Raw genomic sequence first — 23,070 nt, 5'->3', positions numbered from 1 at the left:
GGTGAGGGGTGAATCGCGGCGCCGGGTACCGCCGAACGTGGCAAACCGGACACCGGCACGGCTACCGTGGAGGTCGTGAGCAGCAACCCCGGACAGCACGACGCCCCGCAGTACTACCGGCCCGGGCCGTCGACGGGGCGCTACCCGCAGTACCCGCAGAACCCGTACCCCCACGGCTGGCACGGCGGCGCCACGCCGCCGGCGCCGTCGCAGCAGACACCCGCCGCGCCCGCGCCGCAGCCGGGCACCACCGCGCAGCCGGGCGCCGCGCCGCAGCCGGGGCCCGGTCAGCAGGCCGGGCAGGGCCCGCAGTGGAACACCGCGCCGGGCTGGGGGCCGCCCCCGGCGGGGCTCGGCAGCGGGCCGCAGGGACGTCCGGCCCGTCCGCGTCAGGTGGTCACCGCGCTGGTCGCGCTGATCGCGGCGGCACTGCCGTTCGTGGTCATGGGCATCGGCGCGATGTTCGCGACGATCAACGACGCGGTCCTCAACGACACCGGGCTCCCGCGTGCCGACATCGACGCCGCGCTGGCCCAGACCGGTCTGACGATGGACCAGCTCACCCAGTTCGTGCGGGTGATGGGCGGGGTCTTCCTCGTCCTGGCGCTGGTGTGGATCGCGCTGGCCGTCGTCGCGTTCCTCGGGGCCGGTGGCGCCCGGATCGCGCTGGCCGTGCTGGCCGGCGTCTACGGGATCCCGCTCCTGCTGCTCATGGCGCCGACGATCCCGCTGTTCGCGGTGCTCGTCGTGGCGCTGTCCGTCGCCGGGGTCGCGCTGCTGTTCGGACGCCCGGCGAAGGAGTGGTACGCCACCCGCAAGCTCGGGGCCGCGAGCCGGTCCTGACACCGGCTGCGAGACTGGGGACGTGAGCACCGGAAGCGCAGGGACCGCCGTGAGCAACCCGGAACCGAAGGAGTCCGCCCGCCTCTTCGAGCGGGCGACCGAGCTGATCCCCGGCGGGGTGAACTCCCCGGTACGGGCGTTCAACTCGGTCGGCGGCACCCCGCGGTTCATGGTCTCGGGTGAGGGCTGCCGCCTCACCGACGCCGACGGCGCCACCTACGTCGACCTCGTCTCCTCCTGGGGGCCGATGATCCTGGGGCACGCGCACCCGGCCGTCGTCGAGGCGGTGCGGTCCGCGGCGTCGCAGGGGCTGTCGTTCGGCACGCCGACCCCGGGCGAGATCGACCTCGCCGCCGAGATCGTCGACCGGACCCCGGTCGAGCAGGTCCGGCTGGTCAACTCGGGCACCGAGGCGACGATGAGCGCCATCCGGCTCGCCCGGGGCATCACCGGTCGCACGGTGATCGTGAAGTTCTCCGGCTGCTACCACGGCCACGTCGACGCGCTGCTCGCCGACGCCGGCTCCGGGATCGCCACCCTCGGCCTGCCGACCAGCCCGGGCGTCACCGGCGCCCAGGCCGCCGACACCGTGGTGCTGCCCTACAACGACCTCGACGCCGTCCGCCAGGTCTTCGAGCAGCGCGGCGCCGACATCGCCTGCGTGATCACCGAGGCCGCCGCGGGCAACATGGGCGTGGTCCCGCCCGTCGAGGGCTTCAACGCCGGGCTGCGCGACCTGTGCCACGCGCACGGCGCGCTGCTGGTGATCGACGAGGTGATGACCGGGTTCCGCGCGTCGCGGCAGGGCTGGTTCGGCTGCGACGGCGTCGCGGGCGACCTCTACACCTTCGGCAAGGTCATGTCCGGCGGGCTGCCCGCGGCCGCGTTCGGCGGGTCGGCGCAGCACATGTCGTACCTGGCCCCGGCCGGGCCGGTCTACCAGGCGGGCACGCTGGCCGGGAACCCCGTCGCCGTCGCCGCCGGGCTCACCACGCTGCGCCACGCCGACGACGCCGCCTACGTCACCCTGCAGGCCAACGCCGACCGGATCGGTGCGCTGGTCACCGCGGCGCTGGAGCGGGAGGGCGTCGCGCACACCCTGCAGTACGCGGGCACGATGTTCTCGCCGTTCTTCACCGACACCCCGGTCACCGGCTACGCCGGGGCCAAGGCCGCCGAGACCTGGCGCTACCCGGCGTTCTTCCACGCGATGCTCGACCACGGCGTCTACCTGCCCCCGAGCGCCTTCGAGGGCTGGTTCGTCTCCACCGCGCTGGACGACGAGGCGTTCGAGCGGATCGAGACCGGCCTGGCCGCAGCCGCGCGGGCCGCGGCCTCCGCCACCCGCCCGGACGGGGCCTGAGCATGGGTGACCGGACCAGCCCGCCCGCCTCGGGACCGGTGACCGTGGTGCACGTGCTGCGCCACGGCGAGGTGCACAACCCCGAGGGAGTCCTCTACGGCCGCATCCCCGGCTACCACCTGTCCGACCACGGCCGGGCCCAGGCCAAGACCGTCGCCGCGTACCTCGACGGCAACGACGTCGCCGCCGTCGTCGCGTCGCCGCTGCAGCGCGCCCAGGAGACCGCACGCCCGATCGCGGACGCCCACGGCGTCGACATCCACACCGACGAGGGCCTGATCGAGTCCGGCAACCTCTTCGAGGGCAAGCGGTTCGGCGTCGGCGACGGCGCGCTCAAGCGCCCGCAGGTGTGGCGGCTGCTGCGTGACCCGTTCACCCCGTCCTGGGGCGAGCCGTACCTCGCGATCGCGCACCGGATGCTCGGCGCCGTGCACGCCGCGCGGGCGCTCGCACCCGGCCGCGAGATCGTGTGCGTGTCCCACCAGCTGCCGATCTGGACGCTGCGCCGCTACCTGATGGGCCAGCGGCTCTGGCACGACCCGCGCCGCCGCCAGTGCGCGCTCGCCTCGCTGACCAGCATCGAGTTCACCGGTACCCGGATGACCGGGCTGCGCTACGCAGAGCCGGCCGGCCCGAGCGGCGCGATGGTGACCGGGGCATGAGACGCCTGCTGCCCGCCCTGCTCGGGCTGTTGCTGCTCGTCGCCGGGTGCGGCGTCGGCCGCGACGCCGCGGGCGGGGGACCCGGCCAGGACTTCCAGTTCGTCGCCCCGGGCGGCCAGGTGCGCATCACCTACGACCCGCCGGAGAGCCGCCAGCCGATCACCGACCTGCGCGGCGAGAGCCTGCTGCGCGAGGGCACCCAGGTCGGCATCGGCGACTTCCCCGACACGGTGCGGGTCATCAACATCTGGGGCTCCTGGTGCGGCCCGTGCCGGACCGAGGCCCCCGAGCTGCAGGCCGTGGCCGAGGCGGCCCGGGGCAAGGCCGTCGTCCTCGGGATCGACGTCCGCGACGACCGGCAGGCCGCCCTGGACTTCGTGACCGACCGCGGCATCACCTACGACTCGATCTACGACGCGCCCGGCCGCACCCTGGCCCGGCTCGACGGCTACCCGCGCAACGTCGTGCCCTCGACGATCGTGCTCGACCGCGACGCCCGGGTGGCCGCGGTGTTCCTGGTCCCGGTCGGGAGCTCGGACCTGCTGCCGCTCATCACCCGGCTTGCCGCCGAGCCGAGGTCCGGTTCGTCCCGCTGACCCCGGGTGACCGCGCGGTCGCGCCCCGCCCGGTGAACTACACGCTGTAGAACCCGCCGCGCGGCACCCCGAGCAGGGCTTCTACCCTGGGATGCGATGGACGCGACGACGACGCTGGCGATCTCGGGGCCGCTGCTGCTCGCAGTGCTGGTCTCGGTCGCCGCCGGGCTGGTGAGCTTCGCGTCGCCGTGCGTCGTCCCGCTGGTCCCCGGCTACCTCGCCTACCTCGCGGGGCTCGTCGGCGCGCAGTCCCCGCCGGTCACCCCGGCCGAGGCCACCGAGCGCGCCGCCGCCCGCCGGGGCCCGACCGCGACCGCGCCCGAGGACGGCGGGCAGGACGGCACTGCTGGTGCCGCCGCCGTCACCGCCGCACCGGTCCGGGACGACGGCCGCTGGCGGGTCGCCGGGGCCGCGCTGCTGTTCGTCGGCGGGTTCACCGTCGTGTTCGGCGCGATCATGGTCGGCGTCGTGTGGCTGTCCGACGTCCTCATCGACAACGAGGCGCTGCTCCAGCGCATCGGCGGCGTCGTGATGATCGTGATGGGGCTGGCGTTCGCCGGTGCCATCCCCGCGCTGCAGCGCGAGTACCGCTCGCACTGGACGCCGCGGGCCGGTCTCGCGGGCGCCCCGCTGCTGGGCGCGGTCTTCGGCCTGGGCTGGGTGCCCTGCATCGGGCCGACGCTGGCCGGGGTCGTCGCCGTCGCCGCCGGTACCGGGGGCGGCTCGGTGCGCGGGATCGTGCTGATCCTGGCCTACTGCGCCGGGCTCGGGATCCCGTTCGTGCTGATCGCGCTGGGCGCGACCCGGGCGGTGCGCGCGCTGGGCTGGCTGCGCCGCCACACCCGGGCGGTGCAGATCGCCGGGGGAGTGCTGCTGGTCCTCGTCGGGGCGCTGCTGGTCTCCGGTCTGTGGTCCCAGTGGCTGGTCAAGCTGCAGGTGTCGATCGCCGGATTCACCCCGCCGATCTGATGAGCTCCCCGCCCGACGCCCCGCCGCAGCCGTCCGTGTCGACACCGGACGGCGTGCCCCCGTCGTCGCCGCGGCCCGGGCCGCTCGCCCGCGTGCTGGCGTTCCTGCGCAACACCTGGCGCGGGCTGACCAGCATGCGCACCGCGCTGGTCCTGCTGTTCCTCCTCGCGCTGGCCGCGATGCCCGGGGCCCTGCTGCCGCAGCGCTCGCTGAACGCGTTCCTCGTCGAGGACTTCTACCGCGACAACCCCGCCATCGCGCCGGTGATCGACGCGGTCGGCGGGTTCGAGGTGTTCGCGAGCCCGTGGTTCGCCGCCATCTACCTGCTGCTGATGATCTCGCTGGTCGGCTGCGTGTTCCCGCGCACCGGCGAGTACCTGCGCTCGGTCCGCCAGCCCCCGGTCATGACCCCGCGCAACCTGGCACGGCTGCCGCACCACGCCGAGGGCGACACGACCGCGGGCGTCGACGACGGGCTGGCCAGGGCGCGGCGGCTGCTGCGCGGCTGGCGCACCGTGGAGCGCACCGAGGACGACGGCTCCCGCACGATCTCGGCGGAGAAGGGGTTCCTGCGCGAGACCGGCAACCTCGTCTTCCACCTCAGCCTGATCGGCATCCTGCTCGGCCTGGCCGGCGGCAAGATGTACGGCTACGAGGGCGACGTCATCGTCCGCGCCGACGGCAGCGAGTTCTGCAACAGCTCCATCCTCGGCTACGACAGCTTCCGCGCCGGGCTGCGCGTCGACGGCACCGACCTCAACGACTTCTGCGTGAAGGTCGACCGGTTCGACGGCACCTGGCTGCCGAACGGCCAGCCGTCGACCTTCGGCGCCTCGGTCGGGTTCCAGACCGGGCAGGACGTCCGCGACGGCGTCAGCACCTGGCGCCCCGACGAGATCGCGGTCAACCACCCGCTGCGCACCGACGGCGACCGCGTCTACCTGACCGGCTACGGCTACGCGCCGGAGTTCACGGTGACCTGGCCGGACGGGCAGAGCCGCACCGGTGAGGTGCAGTGGCGCCCGGTCGACCAGTCCGGCACCCAGCTGTCGGAGGGGGCGACGAAGTTCGAGCGCCCCGGCATCACCGACCCGGAGCAGCGGCGCACCACGCAGCTCGCCGTCACCGGGACGTTCGCACCGACCGGCGCGGTCGACCCCGAGGGCAAGCTGGTGTCGGTGCACCCGGACCTGCGCTCGCCGACCGCCGACGTCGACGTGCTCCTCGGCGACCTCGGCATCGACGACGGCCGCGGCCAGTCGATCTTCAGTGTCGACCAGAGCAAGATCGACGACGGCGAGCTGCGCTCCGTCAGGACGGCGCGGCTCGGGATCGGCGACACCACACGGCTGCCGGACGGCACGGTCGTCCGGTTCGACGGCGTCACCCCGTGGGTGAACCTGCAGGTGGGCCACGACCCCGGCCAGTCCTGGGTGCTGGCCGCGGCGGTGCTGATGGTCGGCGGCCTCGCGCTGTCGCTGTCGGTCACGCGCCGCCGGTTCTGGGTGCGGGTGTCCCCGCGCGACGGCGGGGGCGGTCACATCGCCCTCGGTGGTCTGGCCCGGACCGACCGGGCAGGCTACGGCGAGGAGTTCGACCGGCTCGCGACCGAGCTGCTCGACCCGACGGACAAGAAGGACGGTTAACCCGAGATGCTCGTCGACCCGATCACCGCGATGTGGAGCGACCGCCTGTTCCAGGCGACGCTCGTCGTGCTGCTGCTGGCGCTGGTGTTCGCGTCGCTGGAGTACGCGGCCCGGCGCGTCGCGCGGGCCGCGGCCCGCGCGGAGGAGCCCGCCCCGGTGGGGGCCGGGTCCACGGCGGTCGCGGCGCCCGAGGAGCCCCCGTCCGACGACGGCCGCCGCTCCCGTGCCGACCGCTACGGCCGGATCGGCATCTCGCTGATGGTGCTGGCGGCCCTGACCCACCTCGGGTCGATCGTGCTGCGCGGCTTCGCCGCCTACCGGTGGCCGCTGGGCAACATGTACGAGTTCACCTCGGCGCTGTGCCTGATGGCGGTCGGGGCGTGGCTGGTGCTCGTGCGCCGGCACCCGGGTCTGCGTCCGGCCGGGGTGTTCGTGCTGACGCCGGTCGTGCTGCTCATGTTCGTCACCGGCACCGTGCTCTACCTCGACGCCGCGCCGGTCGTCCCGGCCCTGCAGTCGTACTGGATCATCATCCACGTCACGACGATCACGCTGGCCTCCGGCCTGCTGCTCGTGCCCGGTGTGGCGAGCCTGCTGTTCCTGGTCAAGCGGAACGGGAAGCCGGCGTCGTGGGCCGCGAAGCTGCCGTCGGCGGAGTCCCTCGACCGGCTGGCGTACCGCGTGACGGTGCTCGCGTTCCCGCTCTACACCTTCGGCATCATCACCGGCGCGGTGTGGGCCGAGGCGGCCTGGGGCCGGTTCTGGGGCTGGGACCCGAAGGAGACCGTGGCCTTCGTCGCGTGGGTGCTCTACGCCGCCTACCTGCACGCCCGGGCCACCGCGGGGTGGAAGAACTCCGGTGCCGCGGCCTGGATCAACACGGCCGGCTTCGCCACGATCGTGTTCAACCTGTTCTTCATCAACATGGTGGTGGCCGGACTGCACTCGTACGCGGGGGTGTGAGGCGCCTCGACCACCGGGTTCCGCGCGGCTACCGTCGTTTCCCGTGAGTGAGAACGGTTCCGGCGAGCAGCCCGACGGGTCGGTGGGCCGCTACGTGCGGGAGCGCTGGGCCACGACGGAGTCCCCCGGCCGGTCCTTCGGACGGCGCAGGCGGACCGGCGGTGACGACGCTGCGGAGCAGGTCCCCGACGCCGGTACCACGCCGCCGCGGACCCCGTCGGCCGCCGAACGCGCCGCGTCGGCGCCCGCCCCGGGCCGCGCGGCCATCGGGACGCAGACCCCGCCGGCGGGCTCGGCGTGGGGCAGCGAGCTGCCCGAGATCGACGACGACCTGGTCGACGAGATCGACCCGTCCACCCCGCCGCACGGGATGGACCTGTCCGCCCTGCGCGAGACCCCGCGCCCGGCCTCCTCCGGCTCCGCGACCGTCGCCGACCCCGACGACGAGCCCGCCCCGGCCTCCGCGGGCGACCCCCGGCACCGGCGCGACGACGCCGCCCCGGACCCGGCCGTGCAGGACCACGGCCCCGACGACACCGGTCTCTACCGCGCCGCGGGTACCGACCCCGAGCCGTGGTGGGCCGTGCCCGCCTCCGCGGTGCCCGACGACGACCCCGACGCGGACCTCATCTGGCGCGCCGACCGGTCCGTGGGCCGCACGGCGGACGACACCGGCGACCACGACACGACCCCCGGGTACTCCCCGGACGGCGACGCGGCCCCCGGGCACTTCCCGGACGGCGACGCCACGGCCCCCGGGCACTCCCCGGTCGGTGACGCCGCGGCCACCGGGCACCCGCCGGAGGGCGGCGCCGCGGGCCCGGACCTCCCGGACCGTGCCCCGGCCTCCGGGGACGACTCCCCGGGCCGCACCGCGACCGCCGGGTACGACGACGCGCCCGTGTCCGCCGATCCGCCGCACTCCGGCCCCGCCGCTCCGGCGCCCACGGGTCCGGCGCACGCGGGGCACGGCGGCCGCGCGGTGCGGGACGGGTACCCGCCCTACGCCGATCCGGCCCCGGAACCGTCGCCGGGCGAGGGCTCCGGGTACACGGGTCCGGCATGGCCCGCCGAGGCCGCACGGCACCCGGCGACCGCGCGGGCGGACGGCAGCGCCCGTGCCGACACCGCGCCGCCCACCGAGGGGACACGGGAGTCCACCGGGGCGGCCCCGGCAGCCCCCGCCCGGACCGGCACCCCCCGGACGGACCGTTCCCGCGACGACCGTGCCCGCGACGACCGGCGCCCCCGCCAGGGGGACCGTCCCTGGCGCGCGGCCTGGGACGACGAGTCCGCGGAGACCGGGCCCCAGCGCACCCTCACCCCGCCGCGCGGCCGGCCGCAGACGGGGGTGAAGCGGCCCCGCTGGACGGCCCCCGAGGCGATCGAGGCCCGGGCCGCGCAGCACCGCCGCGGCGACGAGCCGCACGGCGGGCTGGACCTCGCGCCATCGCGCACGGGGCACGGCAGCGCGGGCCGTCCGCCGACGAGCGGGTGGCGTCGCTGGGTCTACGTGCTCACCGGCGGCCTGGTGAACCCGGGGGAGAGCCCCGCGGAGCTGCACCGGCGCGACCTCGTGGCCCGCGCGAACCGGCCGCTGATCAGCTCGCACAAGATCGCGATGCTGAGCCTCAAGGGCGGGGTCGGGAAGACGACGGTCACTGCGACCCTCGGGGCGACGTTCGCGTCGCACCGGGGCGACCGGGTCGTGGCCGTCGACGCCAACCCCGACCGCGGCACGCTGAGCCAGAAGATCCCGCTGGAGACCACCGCGACCGTCCGCCACCTGCTGCGCGACGCCGACCGGGTCCGCCGCTACAGCGACGTCCGCGCCTACACCTCGCAGGGCGTGTCCCGGCTCGAGGTGCTCGCCAGCGAGCAGGACCCGGCGGTGTCGGAGGCGTTCAGCGAGGACGACTACCGGCGCGCGGTCGACCTGCTGGAGCACTTCTACAACCTGGTCCTGACCGACTGCGGCACCGGCCTGATGCACTCCGCGATGTACGGCGTGCTGGGGATGGCCGACCAGATCGTCGTCGTGTCGTCGGGCTCGATCGACGGCGCCCGCAGCGCCTCGGCGACCCTGGACTGGCTCGACGCCCACGGCTACGGGGCGCTGGTCCGCAACGCCGTCGTCGTCATCAACACCGTCTACCGGCGGGCCGGTGGCGGGGTGGACCTCGACCGCGTCGCCGAGCACTTCTCGGGGCGGTGCCGGGCCGTGGTCAAGGTGCCGTTCGACCCGCACCTGGAGGAGGGCGCGGAGATCGACCTGGAGCGCCTGGAGGAGACGACCCGGACGGCGTTGCTGGAGCTGGCGGCGGCCGTCGCCGACGGCTTCCCGGTCTGATCCCGGGCCGCGACGGTCCCCGTCGCCGCCCCGGATGTGACCGGAGACACCGAAGGGCGGTCCGCCCGGTGGGGTGGACCGCCCTTCGGTAAAGGCGTCTTGGGGAGGTGCCGGCCGGCGCGACCCGCTCAGGGACGCTCGGGCGGGTCCTCCTGGTTACGGACCTTCTCGTCGAGCTCGCGCAGGAAGTCGGGATCGTCGTCGGGGCCGGTCGCGCGCGGCTTCTCGGCCCGCTGGCCCGACGACCAGGGGAACTCCGCGCGTGGGATGCGGTCGGAGACCACCTGTTCGGACCGCAGGGTCCGCACGAGCAGCACCGCGACCACGGCCGCGCCGACAAGAAGGATCAGGAAGAACAACATCAGGCCACCTCCGCTGTCCAGCGTAGCGAAGGTGGCCTGACGTACGGGTGAAGTCGAGACCCTCACCCCATGTGTGCGCTCCGGATCAGCGGAGACCGGTGTTCGCCTCGCTGGTCAGGTCGGCCAGCAGGCCGCGGACCTCGGACTCGCGGAACCGGCGGTGGCCGCCCGGCGTGCGGATCGAGCCGATCCGCCCGGCCGAGGCCCAGCGGGTCACGGTCTTGGGGTCGACGCGGAAGAGCGTGGCCACCTCACCCGGGGTGAGGAGACGCTCGGGTGCCTGAGTCGGAGCTGCCATGGGGATCCTCCCGAAGTGCACGTGGAGTATGTGTCACGGTGCTCGCCGGAGGCATCCGGCCGGGTACCGCTCTCGGTTTCCGGGCCATCGTGACACCTCAGACCCCGGGTACTCGAACGGTGTTGTGTGAGTAAAGGGTTCTTAAAGGGCAAAGCCGGTGAACAACTCGAACCGGACAGCCGGGGACGCCCGGGGAGGGACCGCCGCCCGGGCGGGTGGCCGCGATCCGGACGTCCGGGACGGGGCCGGGTGGAACCGGGCAGCCGCGGTCCGGCAGGTCCGGCCCGTACCCTGGAGGCCATGACGTCTCCGACCCCGCCGCAGGCCGCGGCGCGGGAGCGCGCCGGTGAGCCCGGGCTGGCCACCACGGTGGCGCTCTACACGCTCGCGCGGCTCGGTCTGCTCGCCGTGGTGACGGTCGTCCTCGCGCTGATCGGCGTGCCGTGGCTCGTCGCGCTGCTCGTGGCGCTCGTCGTCGCACTGCCGCTGTCGATGGTGCTGTTCCGCGGGCTGCGGGAGCGGCTGGACCGGGCGATCGCCGCGTCGACGGCCCGCCGGTCGTCCGAGCGCGCGTCGCTGCGGGCCCAGCTGCGCGGCGACGTCGGCCCGCCGCCCTCCCCGGACACGCCCGTCGCGCCCGCGTCCCCGTCGGCCGCTCCGTCCGCGGGCGCGTCCCCGTCGCCCGCCGCCGCTGCGGACGGCGCCGAGGGGTCCACCGGGTCCGACACGGCCTCCCCGGCGGGGGACGGCCCGGCCCGCTGAGCGGGAGCGACCTCAGCCGACGGCGAGCCCGACGGCCACGGCGAGGCCCCAGGCCAGCAGGAGCAGGCCGGTGTCCTTGAGGACCGGGATGAGCGCGGGGCCCTCTGCCCCGCCGAGGACGATCCGCACCGGCCGCACGGCGGCGGGCAGCGCGAACAGCGCCACCAGCAGGCCCGGCCGGTCGAACGCGGCACCGACCGCGACGACGAACGGCACCAGCACCAGCGCGAGGTAGAGCATCCGGGTGCCGTGGTCCCCGAGCCGCACCGCGAGGGTCCGCTTGCCGACGACCCGGTCGCCCGGGATGTCCCGCAGGTTGTTCGCGACCAGGACCGCGCACGTCAGCAGCCCGACACCGACCGCGGCCCCGACGGCGGCGGCGTCGACGTGCCCGGCCTGGGTCAGCATGGTGCCCAGCACTGCGACCGGGCCGAAGAACACGAACACCGCGACCTCGCCGAGCCCGGCGTAGCCGTAGGGCCGCGAGCCGCCGGTGTAGTACCAGGCGCCGACGATGCACAGCGCCCCGACGAGCAGCAGCCACCACTGGCCGGAGACCGCCGTGAGCACCAGCCCGGCGACGGCGGCGACCCCGAAGCAGGCGAACGCCGCGGACTTCACCGTGGCCGGTTCGGCGGCCCGGGAGCCGACCAGACGCTGGGGGCCGACACGGTCGTCGTCGGTGCCGCGGATGCCGTCGGAGTAGTCGTTGGCGAAGTTCACCCCGATCACCAGCGCGACCGCCACGAGGAGGGCGAGCAGCGCGGAGCCGGGGGCGAGGGCGCCCGCGCCGAGCGCGGCGCCGGTCCCGACGAGGACGGGGGAGATCGCGGTGGGGAGGGTGCGCGGCCGCGCACCCTCGACCCACTCTGCCGTGGTGGCCACCCCGGGAACCTATCCCGCCGCGCCGCCGTCCGACGGAGCCGTCCCACGGCGCGACCACACCCCTGCGCCGGTCGTCACACCCGCTGCGACGGGTGTGCGGACCGGCGCAGGGGTGTGGCTGCCGGGCAGGACGGTCAGGAGGTGCCGGAGGGCGCCCGCTGGGCCGAGCCGGGGGTCACGCGGGCGGCCTGGTTGTCGCCGGTGGGGACGCCGGTCGCGGGTGTGGGCGCGGTGGCGGACCCGGGTGAGGGGGTGCCCGCCGTGGACCCGCCGGCGGCCGGTGCCCCGGCTCCCGGCCCCGTCGCCGCGGAGGGTGCGGACGGCGCGGGCGGCGCGGACGGTGCGGACGGTGCGGACGGCGTCGATGAGGACGGTGCAGACGCGGACGGGGTGGCCGCGGACGGTGCGGCGGGGGCAGCTGGGACCGGAGCCGGCGAACCGCCCACCGCGGCGGAGGCGTCGGGCCCCGCGGGAGCCGCGGAGGTGCCGGGAGCCGCGGGAGTGCCGGGCGCCGACGGAGCAGCGGAGGCGTCGGGCGCGGTGGGGGCGGCGGGGGCGGCGGGGGCCGCGGGGGCCGCGGGGGCCGCGGGCGAGGGTGCGGACGGGGCCGCCGCGTCGCAGGCCGGGACGTCGCCCGGCAGCCCGGTGAACGCCGTCGCCGGGAGGTACTGGCCGTCGCCGATCCGGACGAACGCGCCGGAGGTGCACTGCACCGGCACCTCGGTGGCGTCGACGGCGATCCCGACCGACTCCGCGCCGGCCTCGGGCCGGGCGAGGATCTGGATGTCCGGGGTGCCCTCGGTGCGGATCGCGGACAGCCGCTGCGACCCGGTCCACAGGTAGTCGACCTGGACCTGCGAGTTGTCCTTCAGGCCGAGGACGTCCCAGAAGATGCCGTCGCCCAGGTCGATGCCCGCCGGGTTGGCGACCCGGCGCCCGAACTGGTCCTTGCCGCCGTTGTGCCCGTTGCGCGCGGCCGCGGCCTGCGGCACGCCCTGGGGCAGGTCCTTCCACATCTCCCGCTGGTTCGACGGGTTCCAGTAGTCGTCCTTGGTGTTCCACGGGCCGATGTCCCAGACCGGGGCGATCGCGCAGCGCCCGTTGGGGGCGCAGACCTTGACCGAGTAGTCGGTCTTGCCGTTGGCCGAGAGCGCCCGGCGCGAGGGCAGCGCGACGAAGCGGTCCCGGTTGACGATCTTGTGGCCGTTCGCGGTGGTGCCGCCGACGAGCCCCTCGCGGGTGGCGAACACCGAGTAGCTGCGCGGCGCGGCCTCGGTGACCGGCTCGCTCTCGGCGCCGGAGCCGGGCGTCGCGGTGAGGGTGAGCTCCCGGACGGTCGGGTCGGCCGCGCCGGTGGCGGTGAGGACCAGGCGTCCCTGCACCTCGGTGACGGCCTCCGGCAGCTCGGTGCGGGAGTCCTGGGCGGGGATCCACTCGGTCCAGCCGCCGCCCGCCCGCTTCCCGCGGACGTCGACCGACGCCGTCGAGCCGGGCGGGGTGTCCGCGACGAGCCGGGAGTCGACCTCCCGGGTCGGGGCGTCCAGGGTGCGCGGCGCGAGGATCAGCAGCCCGGTCGGGACGACCTCGGCCGGGTCGGCGGAGGACTCCGTGTCCCCCTCGTCCGCCGGGGCCCCGAAGGCCGTCGACCGGTCGAACCGGGCCCCGTCGGGCGAGACGACGACACCGTTGCCGGTGCCCTCGCTCAGCTCCGGCTGCCACGTCGTGCCCGGCTCGTCGGCCATCGCCGGGACCGTGGCGGCGGCACAGAGCGCGCCGGTCGCGGCGAGCAGACCGATGGCCCGCAGCCCGGCCCGCGTGATGCTGCGCATGGACAACCCCCGCTGATCGCTGTGACTCGTGTGACGACGGGGAGCCCTGTGATGGGTGAGGGCTCTGTGTCGCCAGTGGTCGAAGCACACTCGATCTCAGGGGTGCGCGCAACGCACGCTGCGTGAACCAACTCCAAGGTGTGTACACGGATCGGGTGGTGGAGACCGTGACGCAACGCCGTGATCCGACTGCCCACCGTGACCGACAACTCCGCTGGGTGAGCGGTCAGGTGCGGCGCGCCCCCGCCAGGATCTCCGCGACGGCGGTGCGGTCGGGCTTGCCGATCCCGCGCTCGGGCACGGTGTCGGCCCGCAGCAGCAGCCGCGGCACGGCGGCCCGGCCGCACGCCGCGCGGACCGCGGCACACAGAGCGTGATCGTCCGGTGCGGCCCCGGAAGGCACCACGAGCGCGGCCACGATCTGGCCCCACTCGTCGTCGGGGAGGCCGACGACGCACGCCGCGCGGACGCCGTCGACCGCCAGGAGCGCCCGCTCCACCGCGGCGGGCGCGACCTTCTCGCCCCCGGTGTTGACGACGTCGTCGATCCGGCCCAGGACGGTCAGCGTCCCGTCCGGCGCGAGCGCACCGAGGTCCCCGGTCCGGAACCGGCGGACGCCCCCGTCGGACACGAAGGCCTCCGCGGTCGCCTCCGGCGCCCCCAGGTACCCGCCGGCGACGACCGGCCCGCCGAGCACCACCCGTCCGTCGGCCGGGTCGAGGGTGACCTCGACGCCGTCGAGCGGGACGCCGTCGTAGACGCAGCCGCCGCAGGTCTCGCTCATCCCGTAGGTGGTGACCACCCGGATCCCCTCGGCGAGCGCGCGCCCGCGCAGCCGCGGGTCCAGCGCGGCCCCGCCGACGAGCACGGCGTCGTACCCGGCCAGGGCGTACAGCGGGGCACCGCCGTGGTCGAGGATCCGCGCCAGCTGGGTCGGGACGAGGCTGGTGTAGCGACGGGTGCCGTGCGCCATCCGCCCGGTGGCGCGGGCCAGGCCGTCGGGCCGGAAGCCGCCGCGGACGTCCTGGACCACGCAGGCGGTGTCCGCGAGCAGGGCGCGCAGCACCACCTGGACCCCCGCGACGTGCTCGGCGGGCAGCGTGAGCAGCCACGACCCCGGGCCGCCGAGGCGGGCGTGCGTCGCCGCGGCCGAGGCCCGCAGCGCGTCCGCGGTGAGCGCGACGTACTTGGGCTCCCCGGTCGACCCCGAGGTGGCGACGACGGCGGCGAGCCCGTCGGGCAGCTCCCCGGCCGCGGCGGCCCGCGCCACCGGCCCGGGCAGCGCATCCGACCCGGCGGTGTCCGGCCCCGCGGCACCCGGGCCCGGGCCCGGCTCGGCCCGCACGGGCAGCACCGCGGGACCCGTGCCGTCGACGGCGGCCCGCAGCGCGGCCGCCAGCCGGGTCACCGACTCCGCGGAGCCGTCCACCGGAAGTGCACGCACAGTCATGCTGTCAACCCTGTCTGTCGTGACGCACGCAACCGGGAGCGGCGTCCGAACGGCGTCTTTCATCAGATTCGGGGAACGGTGTAGGGGAGGTGCAACGCGGGGGGCCTCCCACCCGACTCAGGGGGTGAGAGCGGCGGCGCACCCGCCCGCCGGTCACGGGTTCGAAGGAGCTCACCATGCCGTACACCGCCACCGCCGACGCGTCCCCGACCGGCAGCCCGCGCTCGCTGCGCTGCCGCCGGCCCGCCGGCTCCGGGCACCGTGCGGTCGCCGGCGAGCTCGCGGCCCTGGCCTTCGACGTGCCGTCCGGCCCGGTACCCCCGGCCGCGGCGCCGCAGCGCCCGGCGGTCGCCGTCCCGCAGCAGAGCGGCCCGCGGGCCGTCGTCGCGGCGCGGCCGGTCCCCGTGCCCCGGCCGCGCCCCGCCGCGGAGTGACGACCTAGTAGTGCCAGGGGAACGGCGACCAGTCCGGGTCCCGCTTCTCCAGGAACGAGTCCCGGCCCTCCACCGCCTCGTCGGTCATGTAGGCCAGCCGGGTCGCCTCACCGGCGAAGAGCTGCTGGCCGACCAGACCGTCGTCGGCGAGGTTGAAGGCGTACTTCAGCATCCGCTGGGCCTGCGGTGACTTGCCGTTGATCTCCGACGCCCACTGCAGGGCCTCGGTCTCCAGGTCCGCGTGGTCGACCACGGCGTTGACCGCGCCCATGTGGTGCATCTGCTCGGCGCTGTAGGTGCGGCCGAGGAAGAAGATCTCCCGGGCGAACTTCTGCCCCACCTGGCGGGCCAGGTACGCCGAGCCGTAGCCGCCGTCGAACGAGCCGACGTCGGCGTCGGTCTGCTTGAAGCGGGCGTGCTCGCGGGAGGCGATCGTGAGGTCGGCGACGGCGTGCAGCGAGTGCCCGCCTCCGGCGGCCCAGCCGTTCACCACGGCGATGACGACCTTCGGCATGAACCGGATCAGCCGCTGGCACTCCAGGATGTGCAGCCGCCCGGCCCGGCCCTGCTCGACGGTCTCCGCGGTGTCCCCGGAGGCGTACTGGTAGCCGGTGCGGCCACGGATGCGCTGGTCGCCGCCGGAGCAGAAGGCGCGCTTGCCGTCCTTCGGGGAGGGGCCGTTCCCGGTCAGCAGCACCGCGCCCACGTCGGCGCTGGTCCGGGCGTGCTCCAGGGCGCGGTAGAGCTCGTCGACGGTGCCCGGCCGGAACGCGTTGAGGACCTCGGGACGGTCGAACGCGATCCGCACGGCGCCGGTGGCGCGGGCGCGGTGGTAGGTGATGTCGCGGAAGTCGAACCCGTCGACCGGCGTCCAGGCGTCCGGGTCGAAGGTCTCGGAGACGGTCATGGCCGAACCCTAAGGACTCACTCCGCGACGAGCGGCGCCAGCCGTCGGGCCACGGCCAGTGCGGGGCCCGGGCCGTCCCACCCGGTGTCGCCGTCGGCGTCCCACACCTCGGACAGCACGCACACCGCGAACCCCCACGCGACGGCGCGGTCCCACCCGATCCCGACGGCGTCGGCGAGCCGTTCCAGCCGGTCCGGCGCGCGGCGGGCCAGCTCGGCCGGGTCGGCGTCGAGCGGGTTGTACAGCAGCTGGCCGCAGTCGTAGCCGGGGTCGCCGGTCCGTCCGTGCGGGTCGATCGCCAGCCACGGCTCCCGGGTCGCGGCGAGGACGTTGTGCTGGTGCAGGTCGCCGTGCAGCAGCACCTCGCGCTCCGCGGAGCCGCACAGCTGCGTCCACAGTGCCGCCGCCCGTTCCACCAGCGGCCGGGGCAGCACCGCGGCGGGGCGGGCCAGGTGCGCGTCGAACGCGGCCCGCTCGGCCGCGACGTGGTCGACCCCGGGCGGTAAGGGGGCCGCGTGCAGCCGGGCCAGCAGCCCGCCCACGACGTCGACGGCGTCGTCGTCGGGCCGGGTGGCGAGCTCGGTCCCGGGACACGCGCGTTCGAGCAGCAGCGCCCCGCGGGCCGGGTCGGCCCACAGCAGCCGGACGGCACCGTCCCCGTCCCAGGCGCGCAGCGCGGCGATCTCGGCGTCGAGGTGCCCGTCGGGGACCCCCGCCTTGAGCACGGCCGGGGTCCCGTCGGCGCAGGTCACCGCCCGCACCGCGTGGTAGGTCTGCGGCAGCGCCGGGCCGGGCTCCAGGTCCAGCTCGGTGGCCAGCCCGGCCAGCAGCGGGCCGAGTCCGGCGAGCCAGGCCGCTCCCCGGTCGCCCCAGACCCGGACGACGGTGTCGGCGAGCTCGTCGCGGTGCACCGGGGCAGCCTGGTGCGGCGATCCGGATCACCGCAACCGCCGTCCCGGCACGGGCGGGGCCCCGGGGGGCGCGGGGTAGCGTCTCGGGTGCCCCGGACGGCCGAGAGGAGCCCCGTGACCATCGAGAGCGCGCGTCCCACCACCGCGAGCAGCTCCACGAGCAGCACCGCGTACCGCGCCCTGGAGAACGACCTGCGTGCCGCCATCGGCGGTGAGGTCCGGTTCGACGCGGGCAGCCGCGCGATGTGGTCGGCGGACGCCTCGAACTACCGGGGCGTCCCGATCGGCGTGATCTGCCCGCGCGACGCCGCCGACGTCGAGGCCGCCGTCGCCGTGTGCCGCACCCACGACGTGCCGGTGCTGCCGGTCGGGTCGCGCACCTCCATCGCGGGCCAGGCCGTCAACACCGCGGTCGCGATGGACTTCCGCACGCACATGGACGCGATCCTGTCCGTGGACCCCGACGCCCGGACCGCGACCGTGCAGCCGGGTGCCGTCTGCGACGCCGTGCGCGACGCCGGCAAGCCGCACGGCCTGACGTTCGGCCCGGACCCGTCGACGCACAACCGCTGCTCGATCGGCGGGATGATCGGCAACAACGCCTGCGGCTCGCACTCGGTGGCCTGGGGCAAGACCGTCGACAACGTCGCATCGCTGGAGGTCCTCACCTACCGCGGCGAGCGGCTCGTGCTGGGCGGCGACGGCACCGAGACCGGCACGATCCCGGACGCGCTGCGTGCGCTGGGCGCGCGGGTCGCCGACGACGTCGAGAAGCACGTGCCCGAGCTGACCCGGCGGGTGTCGGGCTACAACCTCGACCAGCTCGTCCCGGGCAACGTGAACCTGGCCAAGGCGCTGGTCGGCACCGAGGGCACCTGCGCGACGATCCTGTCCGCGACCGTCGACCTCGTCGAGTCCCCGCCCGCGCGGGCGCTGGCCGTGCTCGGCTTCCCCGACGCCTACCACGCCGCGGACAACGTGATGATCGTCCGCGAGCACTCGCCGCTGACGATCGAGGGCATGGACGCCGGGCTGATCGCCTCGCTGCGCGCCCTGCGCCCGAACGAGACGACGAGCCGGATGCTCCCCGAGGGCAAGGGCTGGCTCTACGTCGAGACCGGCGGGGCCACCCGCGCCGAGGCGGAGGCAGCCGCGCAGGCCGTCGCCGACGCGATGAAGGCCTGGACGACCGGTGCGGTCGTCGTCGGCGAGCCGGCCCGGATGGCCGCGCTGTGGAAGATCCGCGAGGAGGGCGCGGGCCTGCTGACCCGCTCGCCCGAGGGCGGCGAGGCCTGGCCCGGCTGGGAGGACGCCGCCGTCCCGCCGGAGCGCTTCGGCGCCTACCTGCGCGAGTTCGACAAGGTCCTGGAGGCCCACGGCCGCAAGGGCATCTACTACGGCCACTTCGGCGACGGCTGTCTGCACGTGCGGATCGACTTCGACCTGCTCACCAAGCCGGGCGTGCAGAACTTCCGGGACTTCATGACCGCGGCCGCGGACCTCGTCGTCGCGCACGGCGGGTCGCTGTCCGGTGAGCACGGCGACGGCCAGGCCCGCGCCGAGCTGCTCCCGCGGATGTACCCGCCGCAGATCATCGCCGCGTTCGAGGACTTCAAGGGGATCTGGGACCCGGACGACCGGATGAACCCCGGCCGCGTCGTGCGCCCGGCGACGATGGACGAGAACCTGCGCGTCCAGCTCGGCATGCCGACCATGCCCGACGAGCCGAAGCTGGCCTTCGGCCACGACCGCGGCTCCTTCCACCGCGCCACCCGCCGCTGCCTGGGCGTCGGCAAGTGCGCCGTCGACACCGGCTCCGGGGTCATGTGCCCCAGCTGGAACGTGACCAAGGAGGAGAAGCACTCCACCCGCGGCCGCGCCCGCCTGCTGTTCGAGATGGCGAACGGCGAGATCATCAAGGACGGCTGGCAGTCCGACGAGGTCGCCGAGTCCCTCGACCTGTGCCTGTCCTGCAAGGGCTGCAAGTCCGACTGCCCGGTCGGGGTCGACATGGCCTCGTACAAGACCGAGTTCCTCGCGAACCGCTACCACCGGAAGCTGCGCCCGCGCGCGCACTACTCGATGGGGGCGCTCCCGCGCTGGCTGCGCGCGGTCGGGGTGCTGCCGGCCGCGGCCGTCGACGGGCTGAACCGGCTCGCGCAGGTGCCGTTCCTGGCGAAGGTCGCGAAGAAGGCGGGCGGTATCGACGCCCGTCGCGCCATCCCGCCGATCGCCCGGGAGACCTACACGGCGCAGGCCGCCCGCGGGCTGCCGATGTCGACGGTGCCGGACCTCGGCGTCGCGCCCGGCAGCCGCGGCCCGCTGCTGCTGTGGACCGACACCTTCACCGACCACTTCGACCCGGAGATCGCGGCCGACGCCGTCGCGGTCCTCACCGGGCTCGGGTACCGGGTCGAGCTGCCCCCGAAGAACGTGTGCTGCGGCCTGACCTGGACCTCCACCGGCCAGGTCACCGCGGCCCGCCGGGTGCTGGCGCGCAGCCTGCGCGCGATCGGCCCGGCGCTCGACGCCGGCATCCCGGTCGTCGGGCTGGAGCCGTCCTGCACCGCCGCGCTGCGCAGCGACGCCGCGGAGCTGCTGCCCGACGACCCGCGGGTGCCGCTGCTGGCGCGGCAGGTGTCGACCTTCGCCGAGCTGCTGGCCCGGCACGCCGACGAGCTGTCGGCCGTCGCGGGGACCGGGAACGGTGCCGCGCTGGTGCAGATCCACTGCCACCAGCACGCCGAGCTGGGCTCGGAGCCCGACCGCGCGGTGCTGGCGGCGCTCGGCGTCGACGCCACCGTGCTCGACTCCGGCTGCTGCGGCCTGGCCGGCAACTTCGGGTTCGAGGACGGCCACTACGACGTGTCGATGGCGTGCGCCGAGCGGGCCCTGCTGCCCGCGCTGCGCGCCGCCGACGAGTCCGTGGACCTGCTCGCCGACGGCTACTCCTGCCGGACCCAGGTCCGTCAGGCCGGCGAGCGGGAGCCGGTGCACCTGGCCCAGATCGCGGCCCGCGCCCTGCGGGGGTGATCGCCTCCCGCGATCGTGCGGGAGACCGACGAGGGAGGACCCCATGGCCGACGACCGACGGGCGCTGGTGCTGGGCGGCGGCGGGCTGACCGGCATCGCCTGGATGTACGGGCTGCTGGCCGGGCTCCTCGCCGACGGCGTCGACCTGCGCGACGTCGACCTCGTCGTCGGGACCTCGGCGGGGTCGGTGGTGGGCACCAACCTGGCCGTCGGGCGTGACCCGGCCGCGCTCGCCGCGACCCAGCTCGCCCCGCCGTCCGGGGAGATCGCCGCGACCCTCGGGCTGCGGCTGGCGGTCCGCTACGGCGTCGCCGCGCTCTCCGGACCGCGCGACGCGACCCGGGTCCGGGCCCGGATCGGCCGTCTCGCCCTCGACACCGACACGGTCGACGAGGCCGAGCGGATCGCGGTGATCCGGTCGCGGCTCGACGGCGCGGACTGGCCCGCCGACCGGGACCTGCGGGTCACCGCCGTCGACGCGCACACCGGCGCGTTCCGGGTCTTCGGCCGCGACGACGGCGTCGAGCTCGCCACCGCGGTCGCCGCCAGCTGCGCGGTGCCCGGCGTCTGGCCGCCGGTCACGGCCGCGGGCACCCGGTGGATCGACGGCGGGGTCCGCTCCATGGCCAACGCCGACCTCGCCGCGGGCTACGGCCGCGTTGTCGTGGTGGCGCCGCTGTCCGGCGGGCTCGGCGGGGCCGCGCCGCCCCGGGTCCAGGCCGAGGCGCTCGGCGCGCTCGCCCGGGTCGCGGTCGTCGAGCCGGACCGGCGTTCGCGCCGCGCGTTCGGCCGCAACCCGCTCGACCCGGCCCGCCGTCCGGGCTCGGCGCGGGCCGGCCGGGCGCAGGCGGCGGACGTCGCCGCCGAGGTCGCGCGGGTCTGGGGCTGAGCCCGCGGTGCCCCCGCGCCGGACCCGGCAGGAACGCAGCGACGAGCGCCAGCGCGCGATCCTCACCGCGGCCACCGAGATCCTGGTCGGGGAGCGGATGAGCGCGGTGACCCACCGCAACGTCGCCGCCCGGGCCGGGGTCCCCGGCGGGGCGATCCGCTACTACTTCTCCACCCGCGAGGACCTGCTCTCGGCGGTCCTGGCCGATCTCGACCGGGCCCGGCGCGACGCCGCGCGGGAGGCCGCCACGGTGCCGGCGGGCGCCGCCCCCGGCACCGCCGAGCTCGTCGACCGGCTGGTCCGCAGCGGCCTCGGGGCCCCGCTCGACGACGACACCCTGCGCGGCGTCATCGGCTCGCTCGCCGACGCGGCCCGGGAGAGCCCCCGGCTGGCCCGCGAGCTCGCCGAGCAGTGGGCGGGCACCGAGCACGACGTGGCGGCGACGCTGCGGGCCTGCGGGCGCCCGGAGCGCTCCGCCCGCCGCTACCTGCTGCTCATGGACGGCGCGCTGCTCGCCGCCGCCGTGCAGGGCCGCACCGGCCTGGCCGGGTTCGTCGCCGACGAGCTGGCCGCCGCCCTCGACGGGGAGTAGCCGCGGTCGTGTCGCGGAGCACACCACACCGCAAAAAGTGGTGCAGGTGCATCAATTCTCCCTACCCTGGGATCGTCTCCCGCCGAGCGGGCGCTCCGACCAGGACCTGGTGCTCCATGACCGCGCCTCCGCGCTCCTTCACGCTCACCCTCGCCGTCGTCGTCGGGCTGGGCCCGTTCGCGATCGACATGTACCTCGCGTCGCTGCCCGACATCGCGGCCGAGTTCTGTGCCCCGGTGTGGGTCACCCAGCTGACGCTGACCGGCTACCTGCTGGTGCTCGGCCTCGGGCAGCTGTTCGCCGGCCCGCTGACCGACGCCGTCGGCCGCCGCACACCGCTGCTGGCCGGGCTCGCGCTGTTCACCGCGGGCTCGGTCGTCGCCGCGCTCGCCCCGTCCATGGCGGTCCTCGTGGCCGCCCGGCTGCTGCAGGCCGCGGGCGGCGCGGTCACCGTCGTCGTCGCCAACAGCTCGGTGCGCGACCGCGCCGAGGGCGACGCCGCGACCCGGCTCTACGCCGCGCTGATGGTGGTGGTCGCCGTCGCGCCGATCATCGCGCCCGCGGCGGGCGGTGCCCTCGACGACGCCGCGGGCTGGCGCGCGGTCTTCGTGGCGCTGGCCGTGCTCGGCGCGCTCACCCTCGCCGCGGCGGCCCGGTTCCTGCCCGAGTCCCTGCCGGTCGGCGCGCGCACGCCGTTCCGGCCGGGGGCGACGCTGCGCGGGTACGGCTCGCTGCTGCGCGACCGTGCGTTCGTCGTACCGGCCGCCGCGATCTGCACCGTCTTCGGCTTCCTGTTCGCCTACATCGGAGGTGCGTCGTACGTGTACCGCGGCGCCTACGGCCTGGGCGCCTCGGAGTTCGGGCTGCTGTTCGGGGCGACCGCGGTCGCCGTCGCCGTCGGGGCCGGCGCCGCACACGTGCTGGCCGACCGGCTCCCCGGACGGACGAACGCGGTGCTCGGCGCGGCGCTGATCGTCGCCGGGGCGGTCGGCGCCGCCCTCGCCGCCGTCGCCGGGCTGCCGATCGGGGTGCTCGCCGTGTCCTTCGCCGTCGCCCTGGCCGGGCTCGGGATCACCGAGCCGGTCCTGATGGGTGCGGCCATGAACGCCCGCTCGGAGGGCCTCGGGTCGGCGAGCGCGGTGCTCGGGGCGTGCCAGTTCGTGCTGGGGGCGGTGGGCACCGCCGCCGCGGGTGCCGCGGCCGCCGCGGGGCCCGTCGTCTGGACCGGTCTGCTGCTCGGCATCGCCGTCGTCGCCGTCCTGCTCACGCTCGCACTGCCCCGGGCACGTATTCCTGCCGGAGACCGATCCCACGGGGTCGCATGAG

The 23,070-nt window shown here is 75.7% G+C and carries 21 protein-coding genes; 14 read left to right on the top strand and 7 right to left on the bottom strand.

Annotated elements, in window-relative coordinates; translation table 11 throughout:
* Window positions 1-75: 75 nt before the first annotated feature.
* The 8 genes from KPL57_RS29260 to KPL57_RS72860 all read left to right on the top strand — a co-directional run bounded on the left by KPL57_RS29260 (window position 76) and on the right by KPL57_RS72860 (window position 9,392).
* A complete protein-coding gene (locus KPL57_RS29260; protein WP_226353936.1) occupies window positions 76-843 on the top strand; it encodes a hypothetical protein in 768 nt (255 codons plus the stop codon).
* Between the two features lie 49 nt (window positions 844-892).
* Entirely contained in the window at window positions 893-2,206 is a 1,314-nt protein-coding gene (hemL, locus tag KPL57_RS29255) for a glutamate-1-semialdehyde 2,1-aminomutase (RefSeq protein ID WP_226353935.1), read from the top strand.
* Between the two features lie 2 nt (window positions 2,207-2,208).
* Window positions 2,209-2,868, top strand: coding sequence for a histidine phosphatase family protein (locus tag KPL57_RS29250; protein WP_226353934.1), 660 nt, complete (start codon window positions 2,209-2,211; stop codon window positions 2,866-2,868).
* Window positions 2,865-3,464 carry a TlpA disulfide reductase family protein gene (locus KPL57_RS29245; RefSeq protein ID WP_062398027.1) on the top strand — a complete coding sequence of 200 codons (600 nt, stop codon included), beginning with the start codon at window positions 2,865-2,867 and terminating at the stop codon, window positions 3,462-3,464. Before KPL57_RS29250 ends, KPL57_RS29245 begins: the two co-directional genes overlap by 4 nt.
* 96 nt (window positions 3,465-3,560) lie before the next feature.
* Window positions 3,561-4,433, top strand: coding sequence for a cytochrome c biogenesis CcdA family protein (locus KPL57_RS29240; RefSeq protein ID WP_226353933.1), 873 nt, complete (start codon window positions 3,561-3,563; stop codon window positions 4,431-4,433).
* Window positions 4,433-6,079, top strand: a complete 1,647-nt coding sequence (locus KPL57_RS29235; protein WP_226353932.1) for a cytochrome c biogenesis protein ResB — start codon at window positions 4,433-4,435, stop codon at window positions 6,077-6,079. Before KPL57_RS29240 ends, KPL57_RS29235 begins: the two co-directional genes overlap by 1 nt.
* Window positions 6,080-6,085: 6 nt before the next feature.
* Window positions 6,086-7,042, top strand: a complete 957-nt coding sequence (gene ccsB, locus KPL57_RS29230; RefSeq protein ID WP_226353931.1) for a c-type cytochrome biogenesis protein CcsB — start codon at window positions 6,086-6,088, stop codon at window positions 7,040-7,042.
* Window positions 7,043-7,085: 43 nt separating this feature from the next.
* Window positions 7,086-9,392, top strand: a complete 2,307-nt coding sequence (locus KPL57_RS72860) for an AAA family ATPase (RefSeq protein WP_374203808.1) — start codon at window positions 7,086-7,088, stop codon at window positions 9,390-9,392.
* Between the two features lie 128 nt (window positions 9,393-9,520).
* On the opposite strand, the gene KPL57_RS29220 is transcribed toward KPL57_RS72860, so the two are convergent.
* Both KPL57_RS29220 and KPL57_RS29215 read right to left on the bottom strand, forming a co-directional pair.
* Window positions 9,521-9,754, bottom strand: a complete 234-nt coding sequence (locus tag KPL57_RS29220; protein WP_062398018.1) for a hypothetical protein — start codon at window positions 9,752-9,754, stop codon at window positions 9,521-9,523.
* Between the two features lie 85 nt (window positions 9,755-9,839).
* Window positions 9,840-10,052, bottom strand: a complete 213-nt coding sequence (locus KPL57_RS29215; RefSeq protein WP_073576557.1) for a BldC family transcriptional regulator — start codon at window positions 10,050-10,052, stop codon at window positions 9,840-9,842.
* 300 nt (window positions 10,053-10,352) lie between these two features.
* On the opposite strand from KPL57_RS29215, the gene KPL57_RS29210 reads away from it, so the two are divergent.
* The gene (locus KPL57_RS29210) at window positions 10,353-10,814 is read left to right on the top strand and encodes a DUF4229 domain-containing protein (RefSeq protein WP_226353930.1); all 462 of its coding nucleotides are present in this window, start codon (window positions 10,353-10,355) and stop codon (window positions 10,812-10,814) included.
* A gap of 12 nt (window positions 10,815-10,826) precedes the next feature.
* On the opposite strand, the gene KPL57_RS29205 is transcribed toward KPL57_RS29210, so the two are convergent.
* The 3 genes from KPL57_RS29205 to menE all read right to left on the bottom strand — a co-directional run bounded on the left by KPL57_RS29205 (window position 10,827) and on the right by menE (window position 14,978).
* Window positions 10,827-11,699, bottom strand: coding sequence for a 1,4-dihydroxy-2-naphthoate polyprenyltransferase (locus KPL57_RS29205; protein WP_226353929.1), 873 nt, complete (start codon window positions 11,697-11,699; stop codon window positions 10,827-10,829).
* Between the two features lie 134 nt (window positions 11,700-11,833).
* Window positions 11,834-13,528 (bottom strand): hypothetical protein, encoded by a 1,695-nt coding sequence (locus tag KPL57_RS29200; RefSeq protein ID WP_226353928.1) that lies wholly within the window; start codon window positions 13,526-13,528, stop codon window positions 11,834-11,836.
* A 226-nt stretch (window positions 13,529-13,754) separates the two neighbouring features.
* Entirely contained in the window at window positions 13,755-14,978 is a 1,224-nt protein-coding gene (menE, locus tag KPL57_RS29195) for an o-succinylbenzoate--CoA ligase (RefSeq protein ID WP_264198680.1), read from the bottom strand.
* Between the two features lie 176 nt (window positions 14,979-15,154).
* Here menE and KPL57_RS29190 point away from each other — a divergent pair, with 176 nt between their 5' ends.
* Entirely contained in the window at window positions 15,155-15,412 is a 258-nt protein-coding gene (locus KPL57_RS29190; RefSeq protein ID WP_226353927.1) for a hypothetical protein, read from the top strand.
* A gap of 4 nt (window positions 15,413-15,416) precedes the next feature.
* On the opposite strand, the gene KPL57_RS29185 is transcribed toward KPL57_RS29190, so the two are convergent.
* Both KPL57_RS29185 and KPL57_RS29180 read right to left on the bottom strand, forming a co-directional pair.
* The gene (locus tag KPL57_RS29185; protein ID WP_226353926.1) at window positions 15,417-16,319 is read right to left on the bottom strand and encodes a 1,4-dihydroxy-2-naphthoyl-CoA synthase; all 903 of its coding nucleotides are present in this window, start codon (window positions 16,317-16,319) and stop codon (window positions 15,417-15,419) included.
* 17 nt (window positions 16,320-16,336) lie between these two features.
* Window positions 16,337-17,230: an aminoglycoside phosphotransferase family protein gene (locus KPL57_RS29180; RefSeq protein WP_226353925.1), complete on the bottom strand. Its 894-nt coding sequence runs from the start codon at window positions 17,228-17,230 to the stop codon at window positions 16,337-16,339.
* 120 nt (window positions 17,231-17,350) lie between these two features.
* On the opposite strand from KPL57_RS29180, the gene KPL57_RS29175 reads away from it, so the two are divergent.
* From KPL57_RS29175 to KPL57_RS29160, 4 genes are all read left to right on the top strand, one after another.
* Window positions 17,351-20,263, top strand: coding sequence for an FAD-binding and (Fe-S)-binding domain-containing protein (locus tag KPL57_RS29175; protein WP_374203853.1), 2,913 nt, complete (start codon window positions 17,351-17,353; stop codon window positions 20,261-20,263).
* 43 nt (window positions 20,264-20,306) lie between these two features.
* Window positions 20,307-21,152 carry a patatin-like phospholipase family protein gene (locus tag KPL57_RS29170; protein ID WP_226353923.1) on the top strand — a complete coding sequence of 282 codons (846 nt, stop codon included), beginning with the start codon at window positions 20,307-20,309 and terminating at the stop codon, window positions 21,150-21,152.
* 7 nt (window positions 21,153-21,159) lie between these two features.
* Window positions 21,160-21,744 (top strand): TetR/AcrR family transcriptional regulator, encoded by a 585-nt coding sequence (locus KPL57_RS29165; RefSeq protein ID WP_226353922.1) that lies wholly within the window; start codon window positions 21,160-21,162, stop codon window positions 21,742-21,744.
* 116 nt (window positions 21,745-21,860) lie between these two features.
* On the top strand, window positions 21,861-23,069 hold the full coding sequence (locus KPL57_RS29160) for a Bcr/CflA family efflux MFS transporter (RefSeq protein WP_226353921.1): 1,209 nt from the start codon (window positions 21,861-21,863) through the stop codon (window positions 23,067-23,069).
* Window position 23,070 lies beyond the last annotated feature (1 nt).

The organism is Pseudonocardia sp. ICBG601 (genome assembly GCF_020496245.1).
This window is presented reverse-complemented; position numbering and strand designations above follow the sequence as displayed.

What these genes read in the sequence shown, in the direction of transcription:
- KPL57_RS29250 (WP_226353934.1), top strand. Translation starts at nt 2,209, where the DNA reads ATGGGTGACCGGACCAGCCCGCCCGCCTCGGGACCGGTGACCGTGGTG.
- KPL57_RS29245 (WP_062398027.1), top strand. Translation starts at nt 2,865, where the DNA reads ATGAGACGCCTGCTGCCCGCCCTGCTCGGGCTGTTGCTGCTCGTCGCC.
- KPL57_RS29240 (WP_226353933.1), top strand. Translation starts at nt 3,561, where the DNA reads ATGGACGCGACGACGACGCTGGCGATCTCGGGGCCGCTGCTGCTCGCA.
- KPL57_RS29235 (WP_226353932.1), top strand. Translation starts at nt 4,433, where the DNA reads ATGAGCTCCCCGCCCGACGCCCCGCCGCAGCCGTCCGTGTCGACACCG.
- ccsB (WP_226353931.1), top strand. Translation starts at nt 6,086, where the DNA reads ATGCTCGTCGACCCGATCACCGCGATGTGGAGCGACCGCCTGTTCCAG.
- KPL57_RS29220 (WP_062398018.1), bottom strand. Translation starts at nt 9,754, where the DNA reads ATGTTGTTCTTCCTGATCCTTCTTGTCGGCGCGGCCGTGGTCGCGGTG.
- KPL57_RS29215 (WP_073576557.1), bottom strand. Translation starts at nt 10,052, where the DNA reads ATGGCAGCTCCGACTCAGGCACCCGAGCGTCTCCTCACCCCGGGTGAG.
- KPL57_RS29210 (WP_226353930.1), top strand. Translation starts at nt 10,353, where the DNA reads ATGACGTCTCCGACCCCGCCGCAGGCCGCGGCGCGGGAGCGCGCCGGT.
- KPL57_RS29200 (WP_226353928.1), bottom strand. Translation starts at nt 13,528, where the DNA reads ATGCGCAGCATCACGCGGGCCGGGCTGCGGGCCATCGGTCTGCTCGCC.
- menE (WP_264198680.1), bottom strand. Translation starts at nt 14,978, where the DNA reads ATGACTGTGCGTGCACTTCCGGTGGACGGCTCCGCGGAGTCGGTGACC.
- KPL57_RS29190 (WP_226353927.1), top strand. Translation starts at nt 15,155, where the DNA reads ATGCCGTACACCGCCACCGCCGACGCGTCCCCGACCGGCAGCCCGCGC.
- KPL57_RS29185 (WP_226353926.1), bottom strand. Translation starts at nt 16,319, where the DNA reads ATGACCGTCTCCGAGACCTTCGACCCGGACGCCTGGACGCCGGTCGAC.
- KPL57_RS29170 (WP_226353923.1), top strand. Translation starts at nt 20,307, where the DNA reads ATGGCCGACGACCGACGGGCGCTGGTGCTGGGCGGCGGCGGGCTGACC.
- KPL57_RS29160 (WP_226353921.1), top strand. Translation starts at nt 21,861, where the DNA reads ATGACCGCGCCTCCGCGCTCCTTCACGCTCACCCTCGCCGTCGTCGTC.